The 26,479-nt window shown below is 75.0% G+C and carries 25 protein-coding genes and 1 pseudogene; 7 read left to right on the top strand and 19 right to left on the bottom strand.

Going from position 1 to position 26,479, the window contains the following annotated elements:
• Positions 1-153: 153 nt before the first annotated feature.
• From ACTJIY_RS14570 to ACTJIY_RS14555, 4 genes and pseudogenes are all read right to left on the bottom strand, one after another.
• Entirely contained in the window at positions 154-1,287 is a 1,134-nt protein-coding gene (locus tag ACTJIY_RS14570) for a bifunctional 2-methylcitrate synthase/citrate synthase (RefSeq protein ID WP_440674647.1), read from the bottom strand.
• A gap of 79 nt (positions 1,288-1,366) precedes the next feature.
• The gene (gene prpB / locus ACTJIY_RS14565; protein ID WP_440674648.1) at positions 1,367-2,284 is read right to left on the bottom strand and encodes a methylisocitrate lyase; all 918 of its coding nucleotides are present in this window, start codon (positions 2,282-2,284) and stop codon (positions 1,367-1,369) included.
• A gap of 152 nt (positions 2,285-2,436) precedes the next feature.
• A pseudogene (locus tag ACTJIY_RS14560) lies at positions 2,437-3,951 on the bottom strand (MmgE/PrpD family protein); the annotation flags it as partial.
• 29 nt (positions 3,952-3,980) lie between these two features.
• Positions 3,981-4,712 (bottom strand): GntR family transcriptional regulator, encoded by a 732-nt coding sequence (locus ACTJIY_RS14555; protein ID WP_440674649.1) that lies wholly within the window; start codon positions 4,710-4,712, stop codon positions 3,981-3,983.
• A 116-nt stretch (positions 4,713-4,828) separates the two neighbouring features.
• On the opposite strand from ACTJIY_RS14555, the gene ACTJIY_RS14550 reads away from it, so the two are divergent.
• Both ACTJIY_RS14550 and sigJ read left to right on the top strand, forming a co-directional pair.
• Positions 4,829-5,584 (top strand): SDR family oxidoreductase, encoded by a 756-nt coding sequence (locus ACTJIY_RS14550; RefSeq protein ID WP_440674651.1) that lies wholly within the window; start codon positions 4,829-4,831, stop codon positions 5,582-5,584.
• Positions 5,581-6,525, top strand: a complete 945-nt coding sequence (gene sigJ, locus ACTJIY_RS14545) for an RNA polymerase sigma factor SigJ (RefSeq protein WP_440674652.1) — start codon at positions 5,581-5,583, stop codon at positions 6,523-6,525. Before ACTJIY_RS14550 ends, sigJ begins: the two co-directional genes overlap by 4 nt.
• Before the next feature lie 4 nt (positions 6,526-6,529).
• Here sigJ and ACTJIY_RS14540 read toward each other — a convergent pair whose 3' ends face one another.
• Positions 6,530-7,270: a DUF2625 family protein gene (locus ACTJIY_RS14540; protein WP_353708374.1), complete on the bottom strand. Its 741-nt coding sequence runs from the start codon at positions 7,268-7,270 to the stop codon at positions 6,530-6,532.
• A 225-nt stretch (positions 7,271-7,495) separates the two neighbouring features.
• Here ACTJIY_RS14540 and ACTJIY_RS14535 point away from each other — a divergent pair, with 225 nt between their 5' ends.
• Positions 7,496-8,974, top strand: a complete 1,479-nt coding sequence (locus tag ACTJIY_RS14535) for a DUF4232 domain-containing protein (protein WP_440674653.1) — start codon at positions 7,496-7,498, stop codon at positions 8,972-8,974.
• Positions 8,975-8,978: 4 nt separating this feature from the next.
• On the opposite strand, the gene ACTJIY_RS14530 is transcribed toward ACTJIY_RS14535, so the two are convergent.
• From ACTJIY_RS14530 to ACTJIY_RS14510, 5 genes are all read right to left on the bottom strand, one after another.
• A complete protein-coding gene (locus tag ACTJIY_RS14530) occupies positions 8,979-10,979 on the bottom strand; it encodes a cytochrome c biogenesis protein DipZ (protein ID WP_440674654.1) in 2,001 nt (666 codons plus the stop codon).
• Positions 10,980-11,136: 157 nt separating this feature from the next.
• Entirely contained in the window at positions 11,137-11,841 is a 705-nt protein-coding gene (locus ACTJIY_RS14525; RefSeq protein WP_440674655.1) for a fasciclin domain-containing protein, read from the bottom strand.
• A gap of 133 nt (positions 11,842-11,974) precedes the next feature.
• Positions 11,975-12,742 carry an anti-sigma factor gene (locus ACTJIY_RS14520; RefSeq protein ID WP_440674656.1) on the bottom strand — a complete coding sequence of 256 codons (768 nt, stop codon included), beginning with the start codon at positions 12,740-12,742 and terminating at the stop codon, positions 11,975-11,977.
• The gene (sigK, locus tag ACTJIY_RS14515) at positions 12,735-13,307 is read right to left on the bottom strand and encodes an ECF RNA polymerase sigma factor SigK (protein ID WP_253053926.1); all 573 of its coding nucleotides are present in this window, start codon (positions 13,305-13,307) and stop codon (positions 12,735-12,737) included. Before sigK ends, ACTJIY_RS14520 begins: the two co-directional genes overlap by 8 nt.
• 155 nt (positions 13,308-13,462) lie before the next feature.
• Complete coding sequence (locus tag ACTJIY_RS14510; protein ID WP_440674708.1) at positions 13,463-14,566, bottom strand: 3-deoxy-7-phosphoheptulonate synthase; 1,104 nt, start codon at positions 14,564-14,566, stop codon at positions 13,463-13,465.
• 411 nt (positions 14,567-14,977) lie between these two features.
• Between ACTJIY_RS14510 and ACTJIY_RS14505 the strand changes: the two genes are divergently transcribed.
• Positions 14,978-15,475, top strand: coding sequence for an NUDIX hydrolase (locus tag ACTJIY_RS14505; protein WP_253053928.1), 498 nt, complete (start codon positions 14,978-14,980; stop codon positions 15,473-15,475).
• On the opposite strand, the gene ACTJIY_RS14500 is transcribed toward ACTJIY_RS14505, so the two are convergent.
• The gene (locus ACTJIY_RS14500; RefSeq protein ID WP_253053930.1) at positions 15,449-17,014 is read right to left on the bottom strand and encodes a SpoIIE family protein phosphatase; all 1,566 of its coding nucleotides are present in this window, start codon (positions 17,012-17,014) and stop codon (positions 15,449-15,451) included. The genes ACTJIY_RS14505 and ACTJIY_RS14500 overlap by 27 nt on opposite strands.
• Complete coding sequence (locus ACTJIY_RS14495) at positions 17,014-17,814, bottom strand: alpha/beta fold hydrolase (RefSeq protein WP_308202330.1); 801 nt, start codon at positions 17,812-17,814, stop codon at positions 17,014-17,016. The genes ACTJIY_RS14500 and ACTJIY_RS14495 overlap by 1 nt, the downstream gene beginning before the upstream one ends.
• Positions 17,815-17,927: 113 nt before the next feature.
• Here ACTJIY_RS14495 and ACTJIY_RS14490 point away from each other — a divergent pair, with 113 nt between their 5' ends.
• Positions 17,928-18,386 (top strand): RrF2 family transcriptional regulator, encoded by a 459-nt coding sequence (locus ACTJIY_RS14490; protein WP_047232267.1) that lies wholly within the window; start codon positions 17,928-17,930, stop codon positions 18,384-18,386.
• A 329-nt stretch (positions 18,387-18,715) separates the two neighbouring features.
• Positions 18,716-19,675 (top strand): sulfite exporter TauE/SafE family protein, encoded by a 960-nt coding sequence (locus ACTJIY_RS14485; protein ID WP_440674657.1) that lies wholly within the window; start codon positions 18,716-18,718, stop codon positions 19,673-19,675.
• Between the two features lie 11 nt (positions 19,676-19,686).
• Here ACTJIY_RS14485 and ACTJIY_RS14480 read toward each other — a convergent pair whose 3' ends face one another.
• Together ACTJIY_RS14480 and ACTJIY_RS14475 are read right to left on the bottom strand one after the other, a co-directional pair.
• Positions 19,687-20,421: a glutamine amidotransferase gene (locus ACTJIY_RS14480; protein ID WP_253053936.1), complete on the bottom strand. Its 735-nt coding sequence runs from the start codon at positions 20,419-20,421 to the stop codon at positions 19,687-19,689.
• Between the two features lie 232 nt (positions 20,422-20,653).
• Positions 20,654-21,229, bottom strand: coding sequence for a dihydrofolate reductase family protein (locus ACTJIY_RS14475; protein WP_253053938.1), 576 nt, complete (start codon positions 21,227-21,229; stop codon positions 20,654-20,656).
• A 109-nt stretch (positions 21,230-21,338) separates the two neighbouring features.
• On the opposite strand from ACTJIY_RS14475, the gene ACTJIY_RS14470 reads away from it, so the two are divergent.
• Positions 21,339-22,229 (top strand): LysR family transcriptional regulator, encoded by an 891-nt coding sequence (locus tag ACTJIY_RS14470; protein WP_353708370.1) that lies wholly within the window; start codon positions 21,339-21,341, stop codon positions 22,227-22,229.
• A gap of 3 nt (positions 22,230-22,232) precedes the next feature.
• Here ACTJIY_RS14470 and ACTJIY_RS14465 read toward each other — a convergent pair whose 3' ends face one another.
• From ACTJIY_RS14465 to ACTJIY_RS14445, 5 genes are all read right to left on the bottom strand, one after another.
• Positions 22,233-23,039, bottom strand: coding sequence for an ABC transporter permease (locus ACTJIY_RS14465; protein ID WP_440674658.1), 807 nt, complete (start codon positions 23,037-23,039; stop codon positions 22,233-22,235).
• Positions 23,036-24,100: an ABC transporter ATP-binding protein gene (locus ACTJIY_RS14460; RefSeq protein ID WP_440674659.1), complete on the bottom strand. Its 1,065-nt coding sequence runs from the start codon at positions 24,098-24,100 to the stop codon at positions 23,036-23,038. The genes ACTJIY_RS14465 and ACTJIY_RS14460 overlap by 4 nt, the downstream gene beginning before the upstream one ends.
• Positions 24,101-24,197: 97 nt before the next feature.
• Positions 24,198-24,989 (bottom strand): hypothetical protein, encoded by a 792-nt coding sequence (locus ACTJIY_RS14455; protein WP_440674660.1) that lies wholly within the window; start codon positions 24,987-24,989, stop codon positions 24,198-24,200.
• The gene (locus tag ACTJIY_RS14450; RefSeq protein ID WP_440674661.1) at positions 24,986-25,990 is read right to left on the bottom strand and encodes an ATP-binding cassette domain-containing protein; all 1,005 of its coding nucleotides are present in this window, start codon (positions 25,988-25,990) and stop codon (positions 24,986-24,988) included. Before ACTJIY_RS14450 ends, ACTJIY_RS14455 begins: the two co-directional genes overlap by 4 nt.
• A gap of 5 nt (positions 25,991-25,995) precedes the next feature.
• Entirely contained in the window at positions 25,996-26,415 is a 420-nt protein-coding gene (locus tag ACTJIY_RS14445; RefSeq protein ID WP_440674662.1) for a GntR family transcriptional regulator, read from the bottom strand.
• Between the last annotated feature and the right edge of the window lie 64 nt (positions 26,416-26,479).

The following is a 26,479-nucleotide window of genomic DNA, read 5'->3' as shown; positions in this document are numbered from 1 at the left end:
CCGCGTCGTGGTCGGGCCTGGCGGGAGCCGCGAGGAACGAGCGGCGGATGGTAGACGCGGCACCACCACCCACCCCGACCACCCGGGCAACCACACGCCGTCGAGCACGAGAACCACCGCTCTACCTCGCGCGACCAGGGCTCTACCTCGGCGTCAGGGGAGGTCGCGCTGGGGCGGGCCGACGTAGTCGCTGAGCGGGCGGATGAGGGCGTTGGCGGCGCGCTGCTCCATGACGTGCGCGGTCCAGCCCACCACGCGCGAGGCGACGAACAGCGGGGTGAACATCGGGGTGTCGAAGCCCATGAGGTGGTAGGCGGGGCCGGCCGGGTAGTCGAGGTTGGGGAGGATGTTCTTGCGCTCGGTCATCGCGGTCTCGAGCGCGGTGTAGAGGTCGAGGAGGTCCTGGCGGCCGTAGTGCGCGACGAGGTCGTCGAGCGTCGCGCGCATGGTGGGGACGCGCGAGTCCCCGTGCTTGTAGACGCGGTGCCCGAAGCCCATGATCTTGCGCTTGTGGGCGAGCGCGTCGTCGAGCCACGACTCGGCGCGGTCGGCGGTGCCGATCTCGGCGAAGGTCGCCATGACGGCCTCGTTCGCGCCGCCGTGGAGCGGGCCCTTGAGCGCGCCGACGGCGCCCGTCACGGCGGAGTGCAGGTCGGACAGCGTGGACGTGATGACGCGCGCCGTGAACGTGGACGCGTTGAACGAGTGCTCGGCGTACAGCACCATCGACACCTCGAAGGCTCGCACCACGGCGGGCTCGGGCTCCTCGCCGAACGTCATCCACAGGAAGTTCTCGGCGTAGGAGAGGTCGTCGCGCGGCTCGACGATCTGCTGCCCGCGACGGCGGCGCTGGTCGAGCGCGACGGCGGCGGGCAGCACGGCCCACAGGCGGACCGCCTTGGCCTGCTCGGCCTCGGGAGACGAGTCCTCGGCGTCGGGGTCGTGGGCGCCGAGCTGGGAGATCGCGGTGCGGACGACGTCCATGGGATGGCACGTCGTCGGGAGCTCGAGGATCGCGTTGCGCACGTTGCCGGGCAGCGCGCGGTGCGCACGCTCGACGGCGGTCTGCTCGGCGAGCTGCTCGGGCGTCGGGAGCTCGCCGTGCCACAGGAGGTACGCGACCTCCTCGAAGCTGCGCCGGGCGGCGAGGTCCTGCACCGGGTAGCCGCGGTAGAGGAGCGAGTTCGTGTCGGGGTTGACCTTCGAGATCGCCGTGACGTCGACGACGACGCCCGCGAGCCCCTTGCGGATCTCGGGCCCCTCGGTGGTGGTCGGGGAGGTGGTCATGCGGTCACTCCTTCGTGCAGCACGGGTCGCGGGGAGATGCCGGTGCCGCGGCCGACGGGCTCGCGGCACCGGCCGGTGGTCAGGGCCGGTAGGTGAAGATGCCCTCGTCGAAGGTGTTGTAGGCGGCGTAGTCGAGCAGCTCGTAGAGGCGCGCGCGCGTCTGCATGCCCTCGACCTGCCCCGCCTGGGTGCCGGTCGCGGCGATCTCGTCGAGCGCGCGCTCGGCCGCGCCCATCGCGACCCGCAGGAGCGTGACGGGGTAGATGATCAGCCGCACGCCGGCGTCGCCGAGCTGGCGGCGCGTGAAGAGCTCGGACTTGCCGAACTCGGTCATGTTGGCGAGCACGGGCACGTCCACGGCCGACGCGACGGCCTCGAACTCCGACAGGTCCTTCATGGCCTCGGGGAAGATCGCATCGGCGCCCGCGTCGACGAGCGCCTTGGCGCGGTCGATCGCGGGGCGCAGCCCGGCGTCGCCGGGGATCGTGCCGCGGACGTCGGTGCGCGCCATGATCAGGAAGCCGGGGTCGCGGCGCGCGTCGGCGGCCGCCCGCACGCGCTTCGCCGCCTCGTCGAGCCCGACGACCTCCTTGCCGTCGAGGTGGCCGCACCGCTTGGGGTTGACCTGGTCCTCGACGTGCGCGCCTGCCACGCCCGCGTCCTCGAGCGCCTGGACGGTGCGCGCGACGTTCATCGGCTCGCCGAAGCCGGTGTCGGCGTCGACGAGCGCGGGCAGGTCGGTGACGCGCGCGATCTGCTGCGAGCGCCCCGCGACCTCGGTGAGGGTCGTGAGGCCGATGTCGGGCAGGCCGAGGTCGGCCGACAGCACGGCCCCCGACACGTACACGCCCTCGAAGCCCTTGTCCTGGATCAGGCGCGCGGACAGCGGGTTGAACGCGCCCGGGAGCCGCAGCGGCTCCCCTGTGGTCGCCGCGGCGTCGAGCGCCGCGCGGAACGCGCGCCGCTTGTCCGACGCCGTCACCTGGCTGTACAGCATCAGCGCGCCTCTCCCTCGGTGGTCGTGGTGCCCGACGCCGCAGGGTCACCCGGTCCGCCCGGCTGCGCCGCGGCGTCGGGCGCCTCGTGCATGGTGAAGCCCTCCCCCTCGAACTCGGCGCGCGCCCCGCCGACCTCGTCGCGTCCGAGCTCGAACAACCCGGTCGGGGTGGGGACGGAGTCGAGCAGCCCCGGGCGGCCGACGATCGTCAGCTCGCGCACCTCGTCCGCCGTGAGCGACGGGAGCCGCTGCGCGAGGTCGAGGAAGCGCTCGATCTCGGCGTCCTCGAGGACGTCGGCCGCGAGCGTGCGGAACTTCTTGACGTACTGCTCGCGCCCGAACGGCCGCGCCCCGAGCGGGTGCGCGTCGGCGACGGCGATCTCGCGGACGAGGCGGCCACCGTCGGCCAGCTCGATCTCCACGCGCCCGCCGAACGCCTTCTCCGCCGGGTCGGTCGAGTGGTAGCGGCGCGTCCACTCGGGGTCCTCGGCCGTCGTGACCTTGGCCCACAGCGCGACGGTGTCGGGGCGGCCCGCGCGCTCGGGGGCGTACGAGTCGACGTGGTGCCAGCCGCCGTCCTGCAGCGCGACCGCGAAGATGTACGGGATCGAGTGGTCGAGCGTCTCGCGCGACGCCGTCGGGTCGTACTTCTGCGGGTCGTTCGCGCCGGAGCCGATGACGTAGTGGGTGTGGTGGCTCGTGTGGATGACGATCGACGCGACGTTCTCGGGGTCGGCGAGCCACGGGTGCTCGTCGTGCAGCGCGCGGGCGAGGTCGATGAGCGCCTGGGACTGGTACTCCGCGGAGTGCTCCTTGGTGTAGGTGTCGAGGATCGCGGTCTTCGGCTCGCCGGGGGCCGGGAGCACGACGTCGTACGCCGCGTCCGGGCCGTCGAGCAGCCACGCGACGACGCCGTCCTCGCCCTCGTAGATCGGCTCGGGCGACGTCTGGCCGCGCATCGCCCGGTCGACGGCCTCGACCGCGACCTTGCCCGCGAACGCCGGGGCATGCGCCTTCCACGTGGAGATCTGTCCCTTGCGGGACTGGCGCGTGGCCGTCGTCGTGTGCAGGGCCTGGCCGATCGCCTGGAACACCGTCTCGGTGTCGAGGCCGAGCAGCGTCCCGATGCCCGCCGCGGCCGACGGCCCGAGGTGCGCGACGTGGTCGATCTTGTGCCGGTGCAGGCTGATCGCGCGCACGAGGTCGACCTGGATCTCGTAGCCGGTCGCGATCGCCCGGACGACGGCGGCGCCGTCGGACCCGGCGTGCTGCGCGACGGCGAGGATCGGCGGGATGTTGTCGCCCGGGTGGGAGTACTCCGCGGCGAGGAACGTGTCGTGGAAGTCGAGCTCGCGCACCGCGACGCCGTTCGCCCAGGCTGCCCACTCGGGGCTCGTGCGGGTCGTGAGGTCGCAGCCGAACACCGTCGCGCCCGGCGTGTAGGGGTGCGCGAGCGCCTGGCCGCGCGCCGCGACCGCGGGGCCGCGCGTGAGGCTGGCCGCGGCGACGGCCGCGTTGTCGATGACCCGGTTGACCACCATGTCGACGACCTCGGGCGTGACCTCGACGGGATCGGTCGCGAGCTCGGCGAGCTTCCACGCGAGCTGGTCCGTGCGGTCGAGCGGCTCCGCGCTGGGGTAGACGCGCAGGTGGTGGGTGTACGGCATCGGTGTCTCCGTCGTGCGGTGGGCGGTGGTCAGGGGAGGTCGTCGGTCGCCGACCCCGCGCCGCGCAGCGACTGCTCGGCGAGGGCGGCGCTGCGCTCGATGTGGGCCCGCATCGCGGCCTCGGCCGCGGCCGGGTCCCGGCTCGCGATCGCGTCGGCGACGGCGCGGTGCTCGTCGACGTGGTCGGTGGTGCCGACGCGGCGGCGCGCGGCGAGCGCGCGGTACCGGTCGACGTGGCCGCGGATCTGGCGCAGGAGCGCGGAGCCCCAGCGGTTGTCCGCGAGCGCCTCGATCTCGCCGTGGAACTGGGCGCCGATGCGCAGCACCTCGTCCTCGTGGTCGCGGACCGCGTCCATGAGCGTCACGAGGCGCGCGAGCCGCGCGACGTCGACGGGCGTGGCGCGCTCGCACGCGTCCCGTGCGAGGAGGCCCTCGAGGCGCGCGCGCACGTCGTAGACGCGGCGCGCGTCCGCCACGTCCAGCGGCGCGACGCGCACGCCCCCGGTCGGCAGCTCGACGACGAGCGCCTCCGCCTGGAGCAGGCGCAGCGCCTCGCGCACGGGGGTCCGGGAGACGCCGAGCTCGGCGGACAGCACGGGCTCGGTGAGGCGTGCGTCGGGCGCGAGGGACCCGTCGATGATGCGGCCGCGCAGGAGGTCGTAGACCGCGCGGGCGCCGGACTGGCGGCGCGCGAGGCCCGCGTCGCCGGGGGCCGTCGCGGCCTGCCCGACGGCGGCGCGCAGGTCGGGCGTCGTCGTCACCCGGCCATCGTGCCACACGCCCTGCGCACTTGTATACAACTAGCGGATCGGTACTCCCGTCCGGCCAGATGTCACAACCGGGGGCGCTGCGGCGTCGTACGGGTATGAGGATCGCAGTGACAGGTGGGACAGGGACGATCGGCCGGCACGTCGTCGCGGCGCTGACCGCGCGCGGGCACGAGGTGCGCGCGCTGAGCCGGCACGCGGAGCGGTACGCCGTCGACCTCCGGACGGGCGCCGGGCTCCCGGCCGCGCTCGCCGGGGTGGACGTGGTCGTGGACGCGAGCAACGCGTCGTCGTCCACGGCGGACGCGCGCGCGACGCTCGTCGACGGGACGCGCCAGCTGCTCGCGGCCGAGCACGACGCCGGGGTGCGGCACCACGTGCTCGTCTCGATCGTCGGGTGCCACGATGTGCCGATGGCCTACTACGGCGTGAAGGTCGAGCAGGAGCGGGCGGTCGCCGCCGGCGCCGTCCCGTGGACCGTCGTCGCGGTGACGCAGTTCCACGAGTTCGTCACCGGGACGCTCGCCGGCGCCGCACGACGTGGCGTCGTGCCGCTGCTGCGCGCCCTGGTCCAGCCGGTGGCGGCACGGGACGCGGCCTCGGCCGTCGCCGACGCCGCGGAGCGCCAGCCGCTGCGCGGCACCACGACCGTCGCCGGGCCCGAGGTGCTCGACCTGCGCGACGCGGCGCGCGCCTGGCGCGCCGCCACCGGCTCCCGGGCCGTCCCCGTCCGCGTCCCGCTGCCCGGGAAGCTCGGGCGGGCGCTGCGCGCGGGCGGCCTCACCGACCCGCGCCCCGACGCGCGCGGCACGACGACCTTCCGCGACTGGCTCGCCGCCCAGCCCGCCGCGACGGCCGCGCGATGAGCACCGACGACCTCGCGCACGCCTTCGAGGCCGAGCGTCCGCGCCTCCTGCGCCTCGCCTATGCGACCACCGGGTCCTGGTCGGACGCCGAGGACTGCGTCCAGGACGCGTGGCTGCGCCTGCGCACCCAGGACCCGGCGTCGATCCGCAACCTCGCGGCGTGGCTCACGACGACCGTCGGGCGCCTCGCGCTCGACGTGCTCGGCAGCGCGCGCGTGCGGCGCGAGCGCTACGTCGGGACGTGGCTGCCCGAGCCCGTCGTCACCGCGCCCGGCGCGCGCTCCCCCGTCGCGTCTTCCGCGGAGACGACGGCCGGTGCCGCAGACCCGGCCGAGCGGGTCACGCTCGACGAGGAGGTGAGCATGGCGCTGCTCGTCGTGCTCGAACGCCTCTCCCCCGCGCAGCGCGTCGCGTTCGTGCTGCACGACGTGTTCGGACTGCCGTTCGAGGAGGTGGGCGACGTCGTCGGGCGCTCGCCCGCGGCGGTGCGCCAGCTCGCGTCGCGCGCCCGCAAGGACGTCGAGGCGGGGCGCCCGCGCGGCCGGACGTCGCGCGCCGAGCAGGAGCGCGTCGTCGAGGCGTTCGTCGCGGCGTGCGCGGGCGACGACCTGCCGGGACTGCTCGGCCTGCTCGACCCCGACGTGACGCTCCGGGGCGACGGCGGCGGCAAGGTCCGCGCGCTGCGGCACCCGGTCCAGGGGGCTTCGACGGTCGGGGAGGTCCTGCTCTCCTACCTGCGCAACCGGCCCCGGGGCGCGGGCGCCGTCGACGTCAACGGCCGCCCCGGGCTCGCGCTCGTCGACGGCTCGGGGGTGCTCACCGTCCTGGCGTTCACGCTCGTGGACGGGCGCATCGCGGCCCTCGACATCGTCCGCAACCCGGACAAGCTCGGCACGGTGCCGTCGGGGTTGCTCGACGACGCCCGACCCTGGTGGCCCTGACCGGCTACGGCCGGTAGTCCCCGGCCGGCCAGCCCCCGTAGCCGTCGAGGTGCTCGTCGGCGTCGCGCACGTAGTCGTCGACCGGCGTCATGCGCTCGGCCATCTCGAAGTGCCAGTCGACCAGCTCGCCGAGCGGGACGGGGGTGCGCGACGACCGCGCGACGTCGCGCCCCTCCTCGGACCACAGCGGCGGGTAGAGGCTCAGCCCCTCGTCGAGCCGGACCGTCCCGACCTCGTCGTACCAGCCGGGCCAGCGGACCGTGGCGTAGAACTCCGTCGTCCCACCGCTCACCGCCCACTCGAGGAACGCAGCCTGGCCGAACCCGAGGTCGACCCACGAGAGCGAGTCGGGCGCGAAGTAGTTGACGTTGCCGAGCTGCCCCGGGAGCCCGCCGCCGTTGATCGCGAAGGTGCCGCCCAGCACGTCGTACGCGACGACGAGGACCGACGGCGCGACGCTGTGCTCCCCCGGCTCGCCGAGCCCGTTGACGGTGGCGAGGTCGGGCAGTCCCGCGCCACCCCCGCCGATGATCCGCAGCCACCCGCCGTCGACGACGACCCCGCCCGTGTGGAGCGCGAGCGCGCCCAGCGTCGAGCGGACGGTGACCTGGAGCCGGTAGAGGACCTCGAGCGACCACGCGGGTGCCGGCACGACCTCCACGCCGCCGCGCCCGAGCATGCGGGAGAGCGTCGGCCACGCGGGGTCGTCGACCGCCGCGAGCTCGGCGGCCGTCCTCACTGTCATGGCCGGATCATGCCAGATGTTGCCGGCATCCAGGAGTCCTGCTATGGAGCGGCGTCCGGCAGGTCCCCCGATGGGCTGAAAGACCGATTCGGAAGGGCTCCTGCGACACGACGGCCACCGATCCTCCTGGCCGCCGCCCCGTGGGTGTGAAGACTCGGCGGCGAGCCCGCGCAGACCGCGTTGGTGCGGCCACGTCGGGGCGTCCGCGTGGGTAGCGTCTCGGCCGTGGACGACGAGCGCACCGCACCGACGACGGACGGTACCGACGTAGCTCCGCCGGAGAACGCGACCCAGGTCCCGCGGAGCACGGTCGCCGTCGTCGCGTCGGTCGCCGGCGTGGGCCTCGCGGTCGTCGCCGCGCTCCTCACCCCCGCGGTCCTCGACGCGGCCGTGGCGGACGGACCGGCCGCGCTCCGGTCGTCACCACCGGACGGGTCGACGGCGACGTCGCCCGCACCCGGCGACCCGGAGCACGGGGTCGAGGACATGACCGCGCTCCTGCTCGCCCTGCCGGGCGTCGATGACGTGCAGACGAACGGGCGGGTGGGCACGTCGGCCGAGATCACGCTCGTGACCCCGCTCCCGTCCCCCGAGGTCGCGCAGCGCACCGCCAGGGACGCGAGCGCGATCGTCGCCGCGGTGCCCGGCGGCGGCGCGTGGTCGCTCCGGGTCGAGGGCACGGACGCGGGCGGCGGGACGCTCGCAGTCGAGCACGGCCCGGGGGCGGCCTCCGTCCCCGGCGTCGACCCGGCCACCGGGGAGCCGCGCCCCGACCTCCTCGGTGCCGACGCCGTCGCCGACGCGGTCCGCCTCGTCGCCCACGACTCCGTGCGGCGCGTGTACCTCGCCCCGGGCGCCGCCTCGGTCGACGTCCGCTCGGCCGACGACCTCGTCCCCGTCGCCGCGCTCGTGCGGGCCGAAGGTCGAGGGCTGACGAGCCTCGGCGTCCAGGGCTCCGGTGTCGGCACCTACGACGGCGACGGGCTGACCGTCCCCGACGACGACCTGCTCACGCTCCTGGCCGACGTCGCCGCGGAGCCCGGCGTGACGCAGGTCGTGCACGACGCCGTCCGTGACACGTTCCCGCAGGACCCCCTGCTCACGGTGATCACCTCGGGCGACGCGGCCGTCGTCGCGCGCACGCTCGACGGCGCGGCCTACTCCGGACCCGTGCTCGCGTACCAGGTCCACGGCTCGACCGACGGCGGCGCGTCCGCGACGCGCTCCGGGTTCGTCGCGGGGGTGGCGCCGGCCGCCGGGGCGCGCCCCGCGGGCGCGTGCGCGCCCGGCGACCTCGCGCTCGGGGCCCTGGGGTTCGACGCCGCGGCGGGGCGCCGGTTCCTCACCGTCACGGCCCGCAACGACGGCGCCGCGGAGTGCGTCCTCGCGGGACCGCCCGCGCTCCGCTTCGTCGCCGACGACGGCTCGGAGACGGACGTGCTCCTCGAGCCGGACGACGACGGCCTCGCCCCGCTCACGCTCGCACCCGGCGCCACGGCCTGGGCCGCGCTCTCGTGGCGCGGCGGGTCGACGGCCGACGACCCGCCGCTCGTCACGACGCTGCTCGTGGCCCCGCAGCCGGGTGACCCCGAGTCCGTCGTCGGGCTCGCGGGGATCCCCGGCGTCGGGGACGGCCTCGACCTGCTCGGCGGCGGGACCGCGACGATCGGGTCGTGGACGCCCGCGCGGGAGCTCACGAGCTGACCCGTCACCCGAACGTCGCGGTGAACACCTGGACGCCGGGCGGGACGTCGAGCTCGACGAGCCCTTCCGTCGGGCCGTCGCCCTCCAGGACCGGGTAGAGCGTCGGGCTGCCGGAGACGTCGATCTCGCTGGTCGTGGTCCGCCCGTCCGTCGTGACGCGCGCCGTGACGGTGCCCTCGCCGCCGAGCACCGTGAACACGTCGGTCGAGCGGTACGCGAGGCGCACGCGCGCGTCGTCGGACACGGCGGTCGCGCCCTGGAAGTCGACGTCCCACGTGCCGCCGAGCGAGAACGTGTCCTGCCGCTGGTCGTCGGCGAGCGTGAAGTCCTGCTGCCCCGCGGCGTAGCGCGGCTCGCCCGCGTAGTTGACGACGCGCTTGATGGAGAAGTAGGTCTCGGGCGTCGTCTCGTCCTGTGGCGTGGTGTCGCCGACGGCGGTGGGCTCGGGCAGCTCCACGCCCGGGTTCGCGTCCTCGAGGAGCTCGCGCACCAGGCGCTCGGTGTCCTCGTACCCGCCCTCCCCGAAGCGGATGTGGCGCACGGTCCCGTCGGCGTCGACGAGGTACTGCGCGGGCCAGTAGCGGTTCCGGTAGGCCGTCCAGGTCGCGTACGCGTTGTCCTGGGCCACGGGGTAGAGGACGCCGAGGTCCTGCGCGCCCGCGACGACGTTGCGCGTCTCGCGCTCGAACGCGAACTCGGGCGTGTGGACCCCGACGACCTCGAACCCCGCGCCGACGTCGCGGTACCGGTCGTACCAGGCGTTGACGTGCGGGATCGCGCGCTGGCAGTTGATGCAGGAGTAGGTCCAGAAGTCGACGAGCACGACCTTGCCGCGCAGCCCCTCGAGCGTCAGCCCCTCGCCGCCCGGGGTGTTGAGCCACGTGTCGATGCCGCGCAGCTCCGGCGCGGTGCCGCAGTCCTCCAGGACGGGCGCGCCGTTCGAGCAGTTCGACAGCTCGCGGTTCTCGTCGGTGACGAGCCCGCCGAGGTCGAGCGCCTCGCGCACGGCGTCGTTCTCGTCGACCCGCTGCTGGAGCGCGCCCGTGTAGTCGGGCAGGGCGCGCTGGAGCGCGGCGGGGAGGTTCAGCGCGAGCGCGCCCGCGAGCGCGATCATCACGACGCCGCCCGTGACGCGGATGCCGCGCGTGTGCCGCTGGAACCCGCGGACCCGCTCCGCGACGCGGCGTCCCGCGAGCGCGAAGACCAGGAGCGGGACCGCCGCCCCGACCGCGAACGACACCGTCAGCGCGACGGTGCCCGGGCCGATGTTCCCCGTCGCCCCCGCCACGGTGATCGCCGCGAGGACGGGCCCGGCGCACGGCACGTACAGCACGCCGAGGCCGAGGCCGAGCACGAACGCCCCGCGGTCCTGGCGCGCGGCGCCGCGTCGTGCCCCGAGCGCCGCGACCCGCCGGAACGGCCGCTCCAGGACCTCCTCGACGCGCGGCACGATCATCCCGACGCCGATCGCGACGAGGAGCACGATGCCCGCCCAGCGCAGCAGGTCCTGCGGGAGCCCGAGCGCGGTCAGCAGCAGGGAGCCGAGGAGCGTGAAGACGCTGAAGCTGAGGACCAGGCCCGCGATGACGAGGTAGGGGCGCCACGAGCGTCGCGCGGCCCGCCGCGTCGCGCGGCGACCGGGCCCCTCGTCGGCCGGGGTGGCGGGCTCCGCGTCCCCCGTCGACAGGTCGAGGGCGAGCGCCCCGCCGCGCGTCGGCCGCGCCGCGACCTCGCGCGCCCCGGTCTCCTGCGCGCCGCCCGGGCCACCCCGGCCGTGCAGCCCCGCGGCCGGGCGACCGCCGACGCGGACCACGTCGGGGACGCCCGCGAACAGCCCCGGGGAGACGCCGCCCGTCCCGGTCTCCGCGGTGCCCGACGGCGCCTCCCCCGTGCGCGCGCCCTGCACGCCGCCTGCGAAGAAGATGACGGGCAGCATGGGCAGGATGCACGGCGAGATCCCCGTGATGAGTCCCCCGAGCAGGCCGATGACGATGAGCGTCTCCATGCCCGGGGTTCGGACCGGCGGCCCTCGCGGATGGGTCCGCCACGCGCCGAGAGCGCGTCGCCGGGCGCACGACGACGGCCCCGACCGTCCGGTCGGGGCCGTCGGGACCCGCTCGCGCGGGTCCACCGCACGCCCGCTTCTGGACGCGCCGGGAGGGTCACATGGTCGGCATGAGCACCGAGTCGACGAGGTACACGGTCGCGTTCTGCGTCATCACGCCACCGCACACGACGGCCGCGTCGTTGACCATGAGCTCGTCGCCCGAGCCGGTCACCTCGACCGTGCCGCCCTCGACGGTCTCGTGCTCGCCGACGACCTGGTCGGGCGTGAGCTGGCCGGGCACCACGTGGTACGTGAGGATCTTCGTCAGCGTGTCGGAGTCCGTCTTCAGCGAGTCGAGCGTCGCGGCGTCGATCGTCGCGAACGCGTCGTCGACGGGGGCGAACACGGTGAACTCGCCGCCGTTGAGCGTGTCGACGAGGTTCACGTCCGGGTTGAGCTCGCCCGAGACGGCCGCGGTGAGCGTCGTGAGCAGCGGGTTGTTCGACGCCGCCACGGCGACGGGGTCCGTCGACATCCCGGTGATCGACCCGGCGCCGTCGGGCACCTGCTCCGCGTAGGCCGCGCAGCCGGGGCCCACGAGGTTCGCGGCAGGGTCGGCCGCCATGTCGTCCGAGCCCTCGGTCGAGTCGTCGGTCATGCCGTCGGACGTCGAGTCGTCCGTCATGGTGTCCTCGGACGGGGAGTCGGTCGTCGTCGAGTCGGACCCCGTGTCCGTGTCCGAGCTGCACGCGGACAGGCCGAGCACGGCGAGCGTGGCGATGCCGGCGACGGCGTACGACGTGCGGGTGCGAACGTTCATCGGTCTCTCCTCGGGTCGTCGCCCCGCCGGTGCGGGGCGTCATGCCGAGGGTTCGGAGCGCCGCCCCGGGTGGATGGGTCGGGATCGGCACGAGTTCTCTCGCGCGCGTCCCGACCCCTCCGGACCGCGGCGCTCAGCCGACGAGCGCGACCACCGGGTCCGTCGTGGGCTGCTCCGAGCCGCCCGCCGGCTCGACCGTCACGGCCATGCCGACGCCCGGCTCGTCCTTGACGAGCCGCGACGTGCTGCCGTCCTGGACGTCGAGGACGCCCGCCGAGACGACGGCGCCGTCGGGCTCGACCACCCAGAGCTGGTAGTCCCGGTCGTCGCCGGCGTCGGGCAGGTCGGACGCGCGGAAGTACATGTCGTCGCCCGCGGCGAGGACCGACGCCTGCCCGCCGCCCGCGACCTCACCGTGCAGGATCGTCGCGTCGGGGTCGGCGAGCATCCGCGCGATCGCGTCGGCCTGCTCCTGCAGGCGCGACTGCTCCTGCGTCGCGCGGACCGCGACCGTCGTCGGGACGGCCACCGCGACGACCGCGGCCACCGCCGCCGCGAGCCCGGTCCAGCGCCGTCGGCGCGCGCGGCGCGCGGCCGCGAGGTCGACGACGTCGCCCCCCGTGCTCTCCCCGGCGGACGGGACGGTGGCCGCGGACGCGGCCACCCGGGCCAGGACGGCGTCGCGCAGCCCGGGCGGTGGGGCGCTCTCGACCGCGAACGCCGCGACGACGTCGCGGTACTCGTCGAGCGCGCGACGCGCGTCGGGGTCGGCCGCGAGCAGGCGCTCGACGGCGCGCCGCTCGACGTCGTCGACCGCGTCGAGCGCGTAGGCAGGCAGCAGGTCGCGGACGTCCCGCAGGTCGTCCGGCCCGGCCCCCCGCGGCGAGGTCTCGTCAGCCACGGCGCACCCCCAGGCAGTCGCGCAGGCGCAGGAGCCCGTCCCGGATCCGAGACTTCACGGTCGGGAGGGCCGCGTCGAGCCGCTCGGCGACCTCCCGGTAGGTGAGCCCGCCGTAGTACGCCTGCACGACGGCCTCCCGCTGCGTCGCCGTGAGCGAGTCCAGGCACTGCCGCACGGCCGCGCCCTCCAACCGTTGCTCGACGTCCTCGACGACGACGTCACGCGGCACCGTGGCCGTCGACGCGTCCACGTCGCGCTGGTCGCGGTCGCGGCGCGCCTGCTCGGCACGCACCCGGTCCACCGCGCGCCGCCGCGCGAGCGTCACGACCCACGTGCGCGCGGACCCGCGTGTCGCGTCGTACCGTTCCGCCGTCTGCCACACCTCGACCATCACCTCCTGCACGACCTCCGCCGCGTGGTCCGGGTCCCGCAGGACGCCCAGGCACGTGCCGTAGGCGACCGGCGCGAGCGCGTCGTAGACGGGCGCGAACGCGGCCGGGTCGCCGGCGGCGCACGCCACCAGCGCGGCGTCGACCGCGGGGTTCGTCGTCAGGGGAGGTGGCACCCGGCCAGTGTGCGGCACGGACGCCCCACCCACCCGCTGCGGCACGTCGGCCACGATTCTCGGCACCGGGCCTCCCACCGCACCCTCCCGGACCGTCCGGGACGTTCATGGTTCGGTGCCGACGCCTCCGCGGATGGGACGACGCCGGGAGAGCGTCAGAGCGCGCGGCGGGTGCGCACCGCGGCGGCGAGCTCGCGCAGGAGGTCGGCCGTGGTGTCCCAGTCGATGCACGCGTCGGTGACGGACTGCCCGTAGACGAGGCCGCTCGGCGCGGGCTTCTGCGCGCCCGCCACGAGGAAGCTCTCCATCATGAGGCCCGTGATGCCCTGCTCGCCCTCGGCCAGCCGCGCGGAGACCTCGCGCACGACCTCCGCCTGGCGCACGTGGCTCTTGCCGGAGTTGCCGTGCGACGCGTCGACCACGAGCCCGTGCTCCGTGACCCCGCCACGGCCCGAGGCGCGCGCGACCTCGAGCGCCGCCGCGACGTCGTCGGCCCCGTAGTTGGGGCCCGAGCGCCCGCCGCGCAGGATGACGTGGCAGTCGGGGTTGCCCGCGGTCTCCACGGCGGCGGCCCGGCCGAGCGAGTCCATGCCGAAGAACGTGTGCTCGCTCGCCGCGGTGATGCAGCCGTCGACCGCGATCTGCACGTCGCCGTCGGTCGCGTTCTTGAACCCGACGGGCATGGACAGGCCCGAGGCGAGCTGGCGGTGCACCTGCGACTCGGCGTTGCGCGCGCCGATCGCGCCCCACGACACGGCGTCGGCGATGTACTGCGGGCTCGTCGGCTCGAGGAACTCGCACGCGGCCGGGACGCCGGCGTCGAGCACGCCGAGCAGCACCTCGCGCGCGAGGCGCAGGCCGTGGTGCACGTCGTGCGAGCCGTCGAGGTGCGGGTCGTTGATGAGGCCCTTCCAGCCCACGGTCGTGCGCGGCTTCTCGAAGTAGACGCGCATGACGACCATGAGGTCGTCCGCGAGCTCGTGCGCGACGGCGGCCAGGCGGCCCGCGTACTCCAGCGCGGCCTCGGGGTCGTGCACCGAGCACGGGCCGACGATGACGAGGAGGCGGTCGTCGTCGCCCGCGAGGACGTCGCGGACCTCGCGGCGCGACGTCGTCACGAGGTCGCTGCGCGTCGCGCCGAGCGGCAGGTCGGCGAGCATCGTGCGCGGTGCGGGGAGCGCGTCGAGCGCGCGGACCCGCAGGTCGCTCGTGCGGGCCTGGAGCTCGGGGCTGTCCACGGGGTCGACGGTACTCGTCACGCGGTCGGTCGACGCGGTGGACGTCGGGCTGGACGACGCGGTCTCGGGCTGGGTGGTCGTGCTGGTCACGGGAGGCTCCTGGTCTGTGCGGCGGTGGTCGGGGGCCGCCGTGAGATCGGAGTGCTCAGCGGTGCCCAGCGGCGCTTCACCGGCCTGCTGCCGCCCGTGGTCCCGGAGCGGCCCGTCTCACGACGAAGGGCCCGGACGCGGTCCGCGTCCAAGGCCCTGTGCTGGCTCCGGGTGGTGATCTGTGGTCAGGCGAACGCCCGCACGGCCCCACCGGGAGCCTGCGTAAAGCGCCAATACCACTGAGAAGTCACGGAGCGACCGTAGCACAGGGCCTCTGCGGTCCGGTCGGCGCGTCTCACGAGCCGGTCGGCCCGGACCGGCGCGCCCGCCTAGGCTCGGGGCATGCCGATCCCCGAGTTCGTCGCCGCCCTGCGGTCCCGCGTCGGGACCGACCTCCTGTGGATGCCGGGGGTGTCGGCCGTCGTGGTGGACGACGACGGCCGCCTGCTGCTCGGACAGCGCGCCGACACCGGGCAGTGGGCCGTCATCAGCGGGATCCTCGAGCCCGGCGAGGACCCCGCGGTGGGGCTCGCGCGCGAGGTGCGCGAGGAGACGGGCGTCGAGGTCGTCGTGGACGCGCTCGTCGCGGTGACCGTCACCGAGCCGGTCGAGTACCCCAACGGCGACCGCTCGCAGTACCTCGACCTCGCGTTCCTGTGCCGGCCCGTGTCCCCGGCCGCCGCCGCGGCGGCGCACGTCGCGGACGACGAGTCGCTCGCGGTCGCGTGGTTCGCCCCGGACGACCTGCCCGACGACCTCGCCCGCTCCACGGTCGAGCGCCTCGGCCACGCGCTCGGGCGGCTCGCGGACCCCTCAGCCGGCCCCTTCTTCGTCCGCTGACGCGACGCGCGACGGCTCCGTCGCGGGCTCGTCCGACGCCTCCGGGCCGAGCCAGCGCACCGCGAGCAGGCACGCGTCGTCGTCCTCGGGAGCGCGCGCGACGACCGCCTCCAGCAGCTCCGTCCCGCTCAGCCCGGCCCCGAGCGCGTTCGTGACGATCTCCGCGAGCTCGTCGAGCGCGAGCGCGAGCGGCCGGTCGCGGCGCTCGACGACGCCGTCGGTGAAGAGGAGCAGCAGGTCCCCCGGGGCGAGCGCGACCGTGTCGGCGACGCGCGGCGTCGTGCCCCGGACGCCCAACGGGGTGGACCGCGCCTCCCACAGGTAGCCCGCCGACCCGTCCGCGCGCACGAGCAGCGGCGGCAGGTGACCGGCGCACGCGTAGCGCAGCACCCCCTCCACCAGCTCGAGCTCCCCGTACACGAGGCTCGCCATGAACCCCGTCCCGGTCCGGTCCACGAAGCGGTCGAGCCGCTCGACCACCTCCTCCGGCGGCAGCCCGGTGTCCGACGCCGCACGGACCGCCGTCCGCAGCTGCCCCATCGCGGTCGCGGCCTTGAGCCCGCGCCCCACCACGTCCCCGACCGAGAGCGCGACGACGTCCGGGGCCACGCGGAACGTGTCGTACCAGTCGCCGCCGACCTGCAGGTCGTGCACACCGGGGCGGTAGCAGGCCGCGATCTCCACGTGCGGGTCGGCGACGATCCCGTCCGACAGCATCGCGCCCTGCAGCTCGCTCGCGACCGACACGCTCTGCTCGTGGGTCGTGGCCCGTGCCAGCGCGAGCGCCGCGAGCTGCCCGGCCGCGGCGGCCGTGCCGAGGTCGACCGGTTCCGAGCCGGCCGCCCGGCGCGGCTCCAGCGCGAGGACGCCGAGCAGCGCCCCCGCCGTGCGCAGCGGGACGACGACGGTCCCGTCCGCGCGCACGCCCGCCTCGGCCAGCTCCTCGATCGTCGGGGCGGTCACGCCCGCCGCGCCGCCCCAGCGGCGCAGCGGGCCGCCCTCCTGCGGCGTCCACAGGGCGGCGTCGCCCGCCCCGAGCATCGTCACCGCGGCCCGGAGCAGGACCCACGCGACGCCGTCGAGACCGGCGACGCTCGCCAGGTCGGCGGCGATCCCGTGCAGCAGCCGCACGCGCCGCTCCGCCTCCTCCGCGGCGCGTCGGGCACCCACCAGCTCGTGCTCGAACCGGGACCGCTCGCGCGCCCCCAGCATCGCGACCTCGACGAGCCGCTCGCCGCGGACCTCGCGCCCGATCGCCGTGAGGAGCACCGGCTCGCGCCCGCGCGGCGTCCGCAGCTCCACCGCGACCTCGTCGACCCGCCCCTCGATGTGCAGGCGCGGACCGAGGTGGGTCTCCCAGTAGATGCGGCCGCCCACCGTCAGCAGGTCCGCGAGCCGGCGCCCGGCGACCGCCTCCACGTCGGGCACGTCCAGCAGGCGCAGGAACTCGTCGTTCCCGTCGAGCACCCGCCCCTCCGCGTCGAGGAGCAGGAGCGCGACGGGCGCGAGCACCCAGCGCTCGCCGCGCGACATCACCATCAGGAGTCCCCGAGCCAGTGGCGCATCGCCTCGACGAGGAGCGCCGGGTGCGACAGGTTCGGGCAGTGCCCGACCGAGTCGATGACGACCAGCTCGCTCCCCGCCAGGTGCTCGTGCACGTACCGCCCCACCGTCTGCGGGGCGATGACGTCCTCCCGGCTCTGCACGACGAGGGCCGGGGTCCGCACGCGCGCCAGGTCCGCCCTATTGTCTCCGAGGAACGTCACGCGCGCGAACTGCCGGGCGATCGCCGGGTCGTTGCGCCGGAAGACCTCCGCGAGCTCGTCCCCCAGCGCCGGGCGGTCGGGATTCCCGACGATCACCGGCGCCATCGCCTGCGTCCAGCCCAGGTAGTTCGCGTCCATCGTCTCGAGCAGCTCGTCGATCTCCTCCGCCGAGAACCCGCCGCGGTACCCCTCGTCGTCGACGTACCGGGGGCTCGGCCCGACGAGCACCAGGCGGTCGACGAGGTCGGGCCGGTCCGCCGCCGCGAGGAGCGCGATCACCGCGCTCACCGAATGACCCACGAGGATCACCGGCTCGTCCGCGACGTCCTCCACGACCTCGATCATGTCCGCGACGTAGCCCCCCAGCTCCGCGTGCCGCGCGGGGTCGTACGCGGCCGGGTGGGACGCGCCGCAACCCGAGTGGTCGAACAGCACCACCCGGTGGTCCGCCGCGAAGACGGGCGCGACGAAGCGCCACATCGACTGGTCGCAACCGAAGCCGTGCGCGAAGACCATCGTCGGGCCATCCCGCGGTCCCATGACCCGCACGTTGTTGCGTTCGCGCACGTCCACGGGTCACAGCGTAGGGGGAACCCGAACCGGTGAGCAGGGCCCACGCGGGTGAGATCGCGCCCGGAGGCGCCCCGCACGGCGGTCCGCGACCGTGCGCACGGCACAATGGCCCCATGCGTGTCTCGGCGAAGGCTGACTATGCGGTGCGGGCGTGCGCCGAGCTCGCGGCGTCCCCCCACGGCGACCCCGTGCGGGCGGAGGACCTCGCGGCCGGCCAGGGCCTGCCGGTCTCCTTCCTCGAACGGATCCTCGGCGACCTGCGCCGCGCCGGCATCGTCGCGAGCGTCCGCGGCCGCTCCGGCGGCCACCGCCTCGCGCGCCCCGCGTCCGAGGTGACCCTCGCCGACGTCTTCCGCGCCGTCGACGGACCGCTCGTCACCGTGCGCGACGAGCGCCCCCCGAGCCTCGAGTACGAGGGCTCCGCGGCCGCTCTCCTCGAGGTCTGGGTCGCCCTCCGCGCGAGCGTCCGCGACGTGCTCGACCGCGTGACGATCGACGACGTCGTCCGCCGTGACCTCCCCGACGACGTCCACGCCCTCGCCGCCCGCGCCGACGCCTGGGAGAACCCCTGACCCGCTGAGCCCGCGGTCGGGCGCTCCGCTGGGTCGGGTCCGCGGTGGGGTCGGACCGTGCGCCGTCGTGCCGCCCGGTGCTGGGTGGGGCCCGGCCGAGATGCGAGAAGTGGCCGCTCCGGGCCTCGTTCTCGGGGCCATTTCTCGCTTCTCGTCACCACGCGGCGCGTGGTGGCGCGTGGCGACATCGGCTGTGGGGCGGTAGATCGAGACGCGCCCGTTAACACTGGCCCACGATGTGGTCGGCGCTTCACATACTGGACTCGTTCGGTCAACCTTGTCGGGACACGTCGGGGCTGCCCCGGCCCACCCCGAGCACGGAGGACGCGGTGCGGACCCTCATCCTGCTGGCCCTCGTGGGCCTCGGTGCGCAGCTCGTCGACGGCAGCCTCGGCATGGCGTACGGCGTGACCTCGACGACGCTCCTGCTCGCGATCGGGACGAACCCCGCGGCGGCGTCGGCGACGATCCACCTCGCGGAGATCGGGACGACCCTCGCGTCGGGTGCGGCGCACTGGCGGTTCGGGAACGTGGACTGGAAGGTCGTCGTGCGGATCGGCGTCCCGGGCGCGATCGGCGCGTTCGCAGGCGCGACGTTCCTGTCGAACCTGTCGACCGAGCTCGCCGCGCCGGTCATGTCGCTGCTCCTCCTGGCGCTCGGCGTGTACGTGCTGTCGCGGTTCACGTTCGTGGGGCTGCCGAAGGGCCGGCAGGGCCTCCCGCTGCGCAAGCGGTTCCTCGCGCCGCTCGGCCTGGTCGCCGGCTTCGTCGACGCGACGGGCGGCGGTGGCTGGGGACCCGTGGGGACGCCGGCGCTGCTCGCGTCGGGCCGGATCGAGCCGCGCAAGGTCATCGGGTCGATCGACACGAGCGAGTTCCTCGTCGCGGTCGCCGCGTCCCTCGGCTTCCTGTTCTCGCTCGGCAGGCAGGGGATCGACCTGCTGTGGGTCGGCGCGCTGCTGCTCGGCGGCCTGGTCGCGGCGCCGATCGCGGCCTGGCTGGTGCGGCTGCTGCCGCCCCGGATCCTGGGCTCGGCGGTGGGCGGCGTCATCGTCCTCACCAACGTCCGCACGCTGCTGCGCTCGGACTGGGTCGACGCGAGCGGTGCGGTCCAGGGCGTCGTGCTCGGCGTCGTCGCCGTCGTGTGGGCCGCAGCCGTCGCGTGGTCGGTCCGGGCGCACCGCCGCGCCGTCGCCCTCGAGGCCGCCGAGCCGCTCGAGGTCGGCGAGCCGCCCGCGGACGCGGAGGCCGCCGCTCCCGAGCTGCAGTCGGCGCCCGCTTCCCGCTGACCGCGTGCTCGTCAGTCGCGCGCGTAGCGACGGACGAACGCGGCGAGGATGCGGTGCGGCGCCCAGACGTCGCCGCGGCGGACGGTCGCCTCGACGTCGCCCGCCGCCTCGGGCGCGAAGTACCCGTAGTCGCGGTAGACGCCGATGCGCGTGAGGATGCCGTCCAGGTCGAGCTCGGGGTGGAACTGCGTCGCGTAGAGGTTCTCCTTGACCCGGAACATCTGGACCGGGCAGGCGTCCGACGTCGCGAGCAGCACCGCGTGCGACGGCAGCCGGGTCACGGCCTCCTTGTGCCCGACGTACGCCTCGAACGCGTCGGGCAGGTCGGCGAGGAGCGGGTCGGCCCGGCCCTCCGGCGTGAGCCGGATCGTCACGGGCGAGATGGGCTCGGCGAACGTGTCGTCGAGGACGGCGCCCTCGTGCAGCCCGAGCGTCCCGACGCCGTAGCACGCGCCGAGGAACGGGACGTCGCGCTCGACGATCTCGTCCAGGAGCGGCGCGAGGTCGCGCTCGACGCGGCGCTGGGTCGGCGACTTGTCCTTCTCGGGCAGGGACGAGTCGAACGGGCTGCCGCCGACGATCACCCCCGAGTAGTCGCCGAGGTCGATCGCCGGCAGCGGTCCGGCCTCCATGCGCACGCGGTGCAGCGCACCGGCGTCCAGCCCGGAGTACCGGAGCACCGCTGCGTGCTCCCCGTCGGCGGCGGGGTCCTCCGCGCGCGACGCGAGCAGCAGGAACGGCCTCATGCCGGCCACGCTAGGTGCGTCCTCGCGGCCTCGCCCGGGGTGGCACGCGGGTCGCGGTCGGACCGGGGCGCGGTCGGGATCGTCGAGGGCGCCGTCGAGGACCGCGGCGTCCCCGCCCCCAGCCCGACGGCGCGCACGACGGCGGCAGCGCGGCCGCAGCAGGCGGACGGTCACGACGGCGCGGGCCGTGAGGATCGACGCACGGTGCCGGAGCACGCGTGCGGGGGCGCGCTCAGGCACGGTCGTACGTGAGGACGGCGTTGCCGCCGTCGAACGTGGCGACGTCGGTCAGGTCGTAGGTCGTGGGCCGGAACGCGGTACCACCGAACGCGCTCCGACCGGCACCGGCCACGACGGGGTAGAGCTTGACGACGAGCCGGTCGATCTCGCCGCGGAGCGCGCCCGCGAGGACGCCGCCGCCCGCGAGGTAGATGTCGAACGGGGAGTCCTCGGCCTTGAGCGCTCGCACGAGCCCGACCGGGTCGTCGCGCACGATCGTCACCGCCGGGTCGAGCTCGGGCTGCGACGTCGAGACGACGTACTGGCGCAGGTGCGCGTACGGGCTCGTGATCCCCAGCCGGAGCGCGGGCTCGTACGTCCGCCTGCCCATGACGATCGTGTCGAACGTGCGGTGGGGGGCGTCGTCGACCCCGAGCTGGCGGCGCCCGTGCGTGGGCAGGACGTCGGGGAACGTGTCGATCATGCGCGCGCTGTACGCGTCGGAGGAGGGATAGAAGTCGACCTCGTCGTCCGGGCCCGAGAGGAAGCCGTCGATGGACAGGGCGACGAAGTAGGTGAGTCGTCTCATGGTTCCAGCCTCGGATTCCACCGATTCGTCATCAATGACGCATGCTGGGTGGATCGTTCACCCGGTGTGAACGGTGCACGGCGACGGAGACGGAGGCAGAGGTGGCCGCGTGGAGCTGAGGGACATCGAGATCTTCCTGACGCTCGCCGACGAGCTCCACTTCGGGCGCACCGCCGAGCGGCTCCACGTCTCCCCCGCGCGCGTGAGCCAGGCGATCAGCCGCCAGGAGCGCCGCATGGGCACGACCTTGTTCGAGCGCACGAGCCGACGCGTCGAGCTCACTCCGGTCGGCGCCCGCCTGCGCGACGACCTGCGCCAGGGCTACGAGCTCATCCAGTCCGGGATCGCGGCGGCCAGCCGCACGGGAGAGCGCCCGGCCGGCGTGCTGCGCGTCGCCGCGATGGGCATCGTCGGCCACGAGCTGCAGCCGGTGGTCGACGCGTTCGGGGAGCGGCACCCGGGGTGCTCGGTGGAGCGCCGCGAGTTCCACTTCTCGGACCCCTTCGGGGCGCTGCGCGAAGGCGAGGCGGACCTGCAGGTGACGTGGTCCCCGGTCCGCGAGCCCGACGTCGTCGTGGGGCCGCGCGTGCTCACGGAGGGACGCGTCCTCGCCGTCGCGGCGGGGCACCCGCTCGCGGGCGAGGACGCGGTGTCCCTCGAGGTCCTCGGCGACCACGCGGTGCTCGACCTCGGGACCGGCGTCCCCACGTACTGGGAGGAGGCCATGGTGCCCCGCCGGACGCCGTCGGGCCGCCCGGTGCTGCGCGGGCCGGTCGCGCGCACGTTCCACGAGGTGCTGACCGTGGTCGCCTCGGGCGAGGCGGTCACCCCGCTCAACGCGCACGTCCGGCGGTACTACACGCACCCGGGGGTCGTGTACGTGCCGATCGTCGACGTCCCCGACACCGAGTGGGTGCTCGTCTGGCTGCGCGACCGGGAGACCACCGAGGTCCGCGCCTTCGCCGAGACCGCCCGCGAGCTGGGCTCGCGGGCGATCTGAGGCTCAGCTCCAGCGGAAGAGCTTCACCGCGAGCGGGAGGAGCACGGCGGTCCACGCGACCATCACGACGAGCTGGAGCGTGGGGACCTCCGTCTCGAACCATCCCGCCGACATGGCCTGGGCGGCCGCCCCGAGCGGGGAGAACTGGCCCACGTCCCGCACGACGTCGGGCATGATCGGGCCCGGCGTCCACATGCCCGAGAGAAAGAGCATCGGGAAGTAGACGAGGTTCCCGATCGCCGACGCGGTGCTCCCCTTGGCGGCGACCGCCGCGACGACCATGCCGAGCGAGAGCATGGACAGGACGGTGAGCACGAAGGCCAGCACGACCGTGAGCGGGCTGACGGGCGCGGCGAGGCCGAACACGACCTGGCCGACGACGAGCGCGAGCGCGGACGACACGGCGATCGCGCCGAGGTTGATGACGAGGTGGGCGACGACCACGCCCTGCGGGCGCATGGGGATCGTCGACAGCCGGCGGAGCAGCCCCTTCTCGCGGGCGGTCGCGAAGGTCACGGGCATCGTCGTCAGCGCGGGCGTCGCCACCGCGGCGGCGAGGACGACCGGCAGGTAGGTCGCGATCGCCGTCAGTCCGTCCCAGGGCGCGCCCGCCCCCGTGATCGGCTCCCGCATGCCCGGGATGGCGAAGCCGACGCCGACGAGCAGGACCGTGGGGAACGCGAGCGCGAAGAACACGGCCGCGCCGTCGCGCAGGAACAGTCGGGCCTCGGTCAGCAGGAGCGTCCTGAACCCTCGCCAGCCCGAGCGGGCGGCGGGGACGTGGGGCAGGGTCGTCGTCGCGGCGGTCATCGTGCGGCTCCCTCGTGCAGGGCCGCGGTGTCCGCGGCGTGGTCGTAGGTCCGGCCGGTCACGGCGACGAAGACGTCCTCGAGCGTCCGGGAGACGGTCCGGACGTCGTCGGGCACGACCTCCTGCTCGGCGAGCGCGAGCACGACGGCGAGCAGCACGCGGCGCGACCCGGTCACCACGATCTCGCGCGCGTCGACCTCGACGCGCTCGACGTCGGCGAGGCCGGCGAGCGTGTGGAGCGCCAGGTCGTGGTCGGCAGGCGGTACGCGCAGCCGGACCGTGCGCGACGTGTCGACGGAGTCGATGAGCTCCGCGGGCGTGCCCTGCGCGACCACGCGACCGCCGTCGATGATGACGAGCCGGTCGCACAGGCGCTCCGCCTCCTCCATGAAGTGCGTGACGAGCAGGATCGTCACGCCCCGGTCCCGCACGCGTTCCACGAGCTCCCACGTGGCGCGGCGCGCGGCCGGGTCGAGGCCCGTGGTCAGCTCGTCGAGGATCGCGACGCGCGGGTTGCCGACGAGCGCGAGCGCGATCGAGAGACGCTGCTTCTGCCCGCCCGAGAGCTTGCCGAACGCGACGCGCCGGTGCGCGGCGAGGTCGAGGAGGTCGAGCAGCTCCTCCACGTCCGACGGCGACGCGTAGAAGGACGCGAAGAGGCGCATCGCCTCCTCGACCGTGATCTTCTCGTGGAGCGCCGCCTCCTGGAGCTGGACCCCGACCGCGTCGCGCACGGCGGCCGGGTCCGTCTGCGGGTCGACGCCGAGCACGCGGACCGCCCCGCCGTCGGCCTCGCGCAGACCGGCGAGGCACTCGACGGTCGTCGTCTTCCCGGCGCCGTTGGGGCCGAGGATGCCGAAGATCTCGCCCGCCCGGACGGTGAGGCTCACGTCCTCGACGGCGACCGTGCGGGCCGCTGCGTCCCCGCGACCCCCCGGCCCGGGGTAGGTCTTGCGCAGGTTGCGGACCTCGACGACGGGCGACGCGCCCGCCGACGGTGCAGGGGTCGGGGCGGGCGACGCGACGGTCGCGCCGTCGGCGGGCGGTGGTGCGGGGCTCATGCTGACCTCCACGAGGGTGTGCGAGACCCACGCGCGGCGCAGGGCCGCTCGGTGGGCTCTCGGGGAACGGTGGGTGCGGTGGGTGCGGTGCGTCCGGTCAGCCGCTCGCGCTCGCGGCGAACTCGACCGGTCGGATCGCGACGCCCCGCAGGACGACGCGCAGGAGCAGTGCGGCGAGCGCCACCCCGACCGCCCCGCCGAGGACGGCGAGCCCGACGGGGGTGCCGTCGAGACCGACGACGCGCGCGAGCGCGTCACCGAAGAAGCCGGAGCGGAGGAAGACCTCGGCGACCACCACGGGGACGAGCGACGCCAGGACGAGGAGCACCCCGCGCAGGAACCCGAACCCGTAGAAGCCGGCGGCGACGACCATCCCGGCCAGGTAGTACACGACGCAGAAGATGCCCTCGACGAGGATCACGAGGCCCACCTGGGAGCCGTCGCCGTAGAGCTGCCCGAGCTCGGGCTCGGTCGCCCACCCCGCGTCCCGGAACAGCGACCACGCCCCCCACTTCACGAGCGCGCTCGCGACGCCGAACGTCAGGCCCGACACGACGGCGCCGATCCACAGCCCGTGCGTGTACGAGCGGCGCGTGCCGCCCGACGCGACGTGCACGGCGATCGTCATGAGGGGCAGGATGATGCCCATCACGAAGAGGAAGAACTTCGCCGAGCCGGCGACTCCCCCGACCGCCTCGATGCTGACGTCGTCGTTGCGGTGCATGATCCAGAGGATGAGCGCCCCGACCGCGAGCGCGATCGCCCAGAACCAGACCCCGACGTACCAGGTGCCGCCGATGAAGTACCAGGCGACCGCCTTGACGCCGCGCCGGTGGGCGGCGGACTCGACGGCCCGGCGCTCGGCGCTGCGGTGGGTCGTGGCGGTCATCGTGCCTCCTCCGTCGTGTCGGGCCGCGCCCCCGCCTCGTCGCGCCCGGCACGGGTGAGGTGGACGAACAGGTCCTGGACGGGGACGGCGCCGACCTCCAGCCCGGCCTCCGCGGCGGCCGCCCGCTCGTCGTCGGCGAACGTGCCGAAGAGCGTCACCTGGGCCGTGCCGCCGAGCCGCTGGCGCGCGAGCACCTCGTGGCCCGCGGCGTGCCGCTCGACCACCTCCGCGGGGCCGGTGAGGCTCACGCCCCGGGCCCGGACGTCGTCGGCGTTCTCGGCGAGCAGGACACGCCCGCGGTCGATGATGACGACGTCCTCGAAGAGCCGCTCCACCTCGGAGATGAGGTGGCTCGACAGCAGGATCGTGCGCGGGTGCTCGGCGTAGTCCGCGACGAGCGCGTCGTAGAACGCGTACCGGCTCGGGGCGTCCATGCCGAGATAGACCTCGTCGAAGATCGTGAGCGGCGCACGCGCCGCGAGGCCGATGACGGCGCCGAGCGCCGAGCGCTTGCCGCGCGACATCTCGCTCGGCTTCTTGCGGACGTCCACCTCGAGCTCGTCGAGCAGGCGCGCGGCGAGGTCGGCGTCCCAGTGCGGGCGCAGGTCCGCGTAGTACTCGAGCGTGTCGCGGGCCTTGTCGGTCTCCCACACGTCGCCGCTCTCCCGGACGAGCTGGGTGTGCACGGTCGCCCACACGTTCTCGAACGGGTCCTCGAGGTCGCCCGCCGGCCCGACCCGCACGGTCCCGGCCGTGGGCCGGCGGAAGGCTGCCAGCAGGGCCGCGAGCGTCGTCTTGCCCGCGCCGTTGCGGCCGAGCAGGCCCGTGATGACGCCCGGGCGGACCGTGAGCGTCGCGCGGTCCAGCGCCGGGACGCCGTCGCTGCGCGGGTAGCGCACGACGACGTCGCGCACCTCGGCCGCGAACGGCGCCGGGGCCGAGGTCGTGGTCCCGGCGGTCGGGTCCTGGTCGGTGGGGCGGCTGGTGGGCCGGGCGGTCACGGGTCTCACCTCGGGGTGGGGTCGGTGGTCGGGCCGGTGCTGGGGGCGCCGCCGGTGCCGGGTCCGGCGGGGCGCGACCGGCCGAGGACGTAGTCCACGATCTCGGCCGTCGGGACGTCGAGGAGGTCGGCCTGGGCGAGCGCCGGCGCGAGGACCTCGTCGAAGAACCGGGCGCGGTGGTCGGCGAGCAGCCGCTCCCGCGCCCCGGGGGCGACGAACATGCCGAGGCCGCGCCGCTTGTACAGGACACCCTCGTCGACGAGCCCGGCGAACGCCTTCGCGGCCGTCGCCGGGTTGATGCGGAACGTCGTCGCGAACTGCGTGGTCGACATGACCTGCTCCTCCTCCGCGAGCTCGCCCGCGAGCACCTGCGCCCGGATCATCTGCGCGATCTGGAGGTAGATGGGTTCCGGTCCGTCGAACATGGGCACCATCCTCTCCCGCCTCGCGCCTTCTGCGGTTCATTACTCCACTAATGAACCACAGATG

It is taken from the genome of Cellulosimicrobium sp. 22598, assembly GCF_052044445.1.
GTDB classification, from domain to species: domain Bacteria; phylum Actinomycetota; class Actinomycetes; order Actinomycetales; family Cellulomonadaceae; genus Cellulosimicrobium; species Cellulosimicrobium cellulans_G.
The sequence above is the reverse complement of the archived record's forward strand: the minus strand, read 5'-3'. Positions and strand labels throughout refer to the sequence as shown.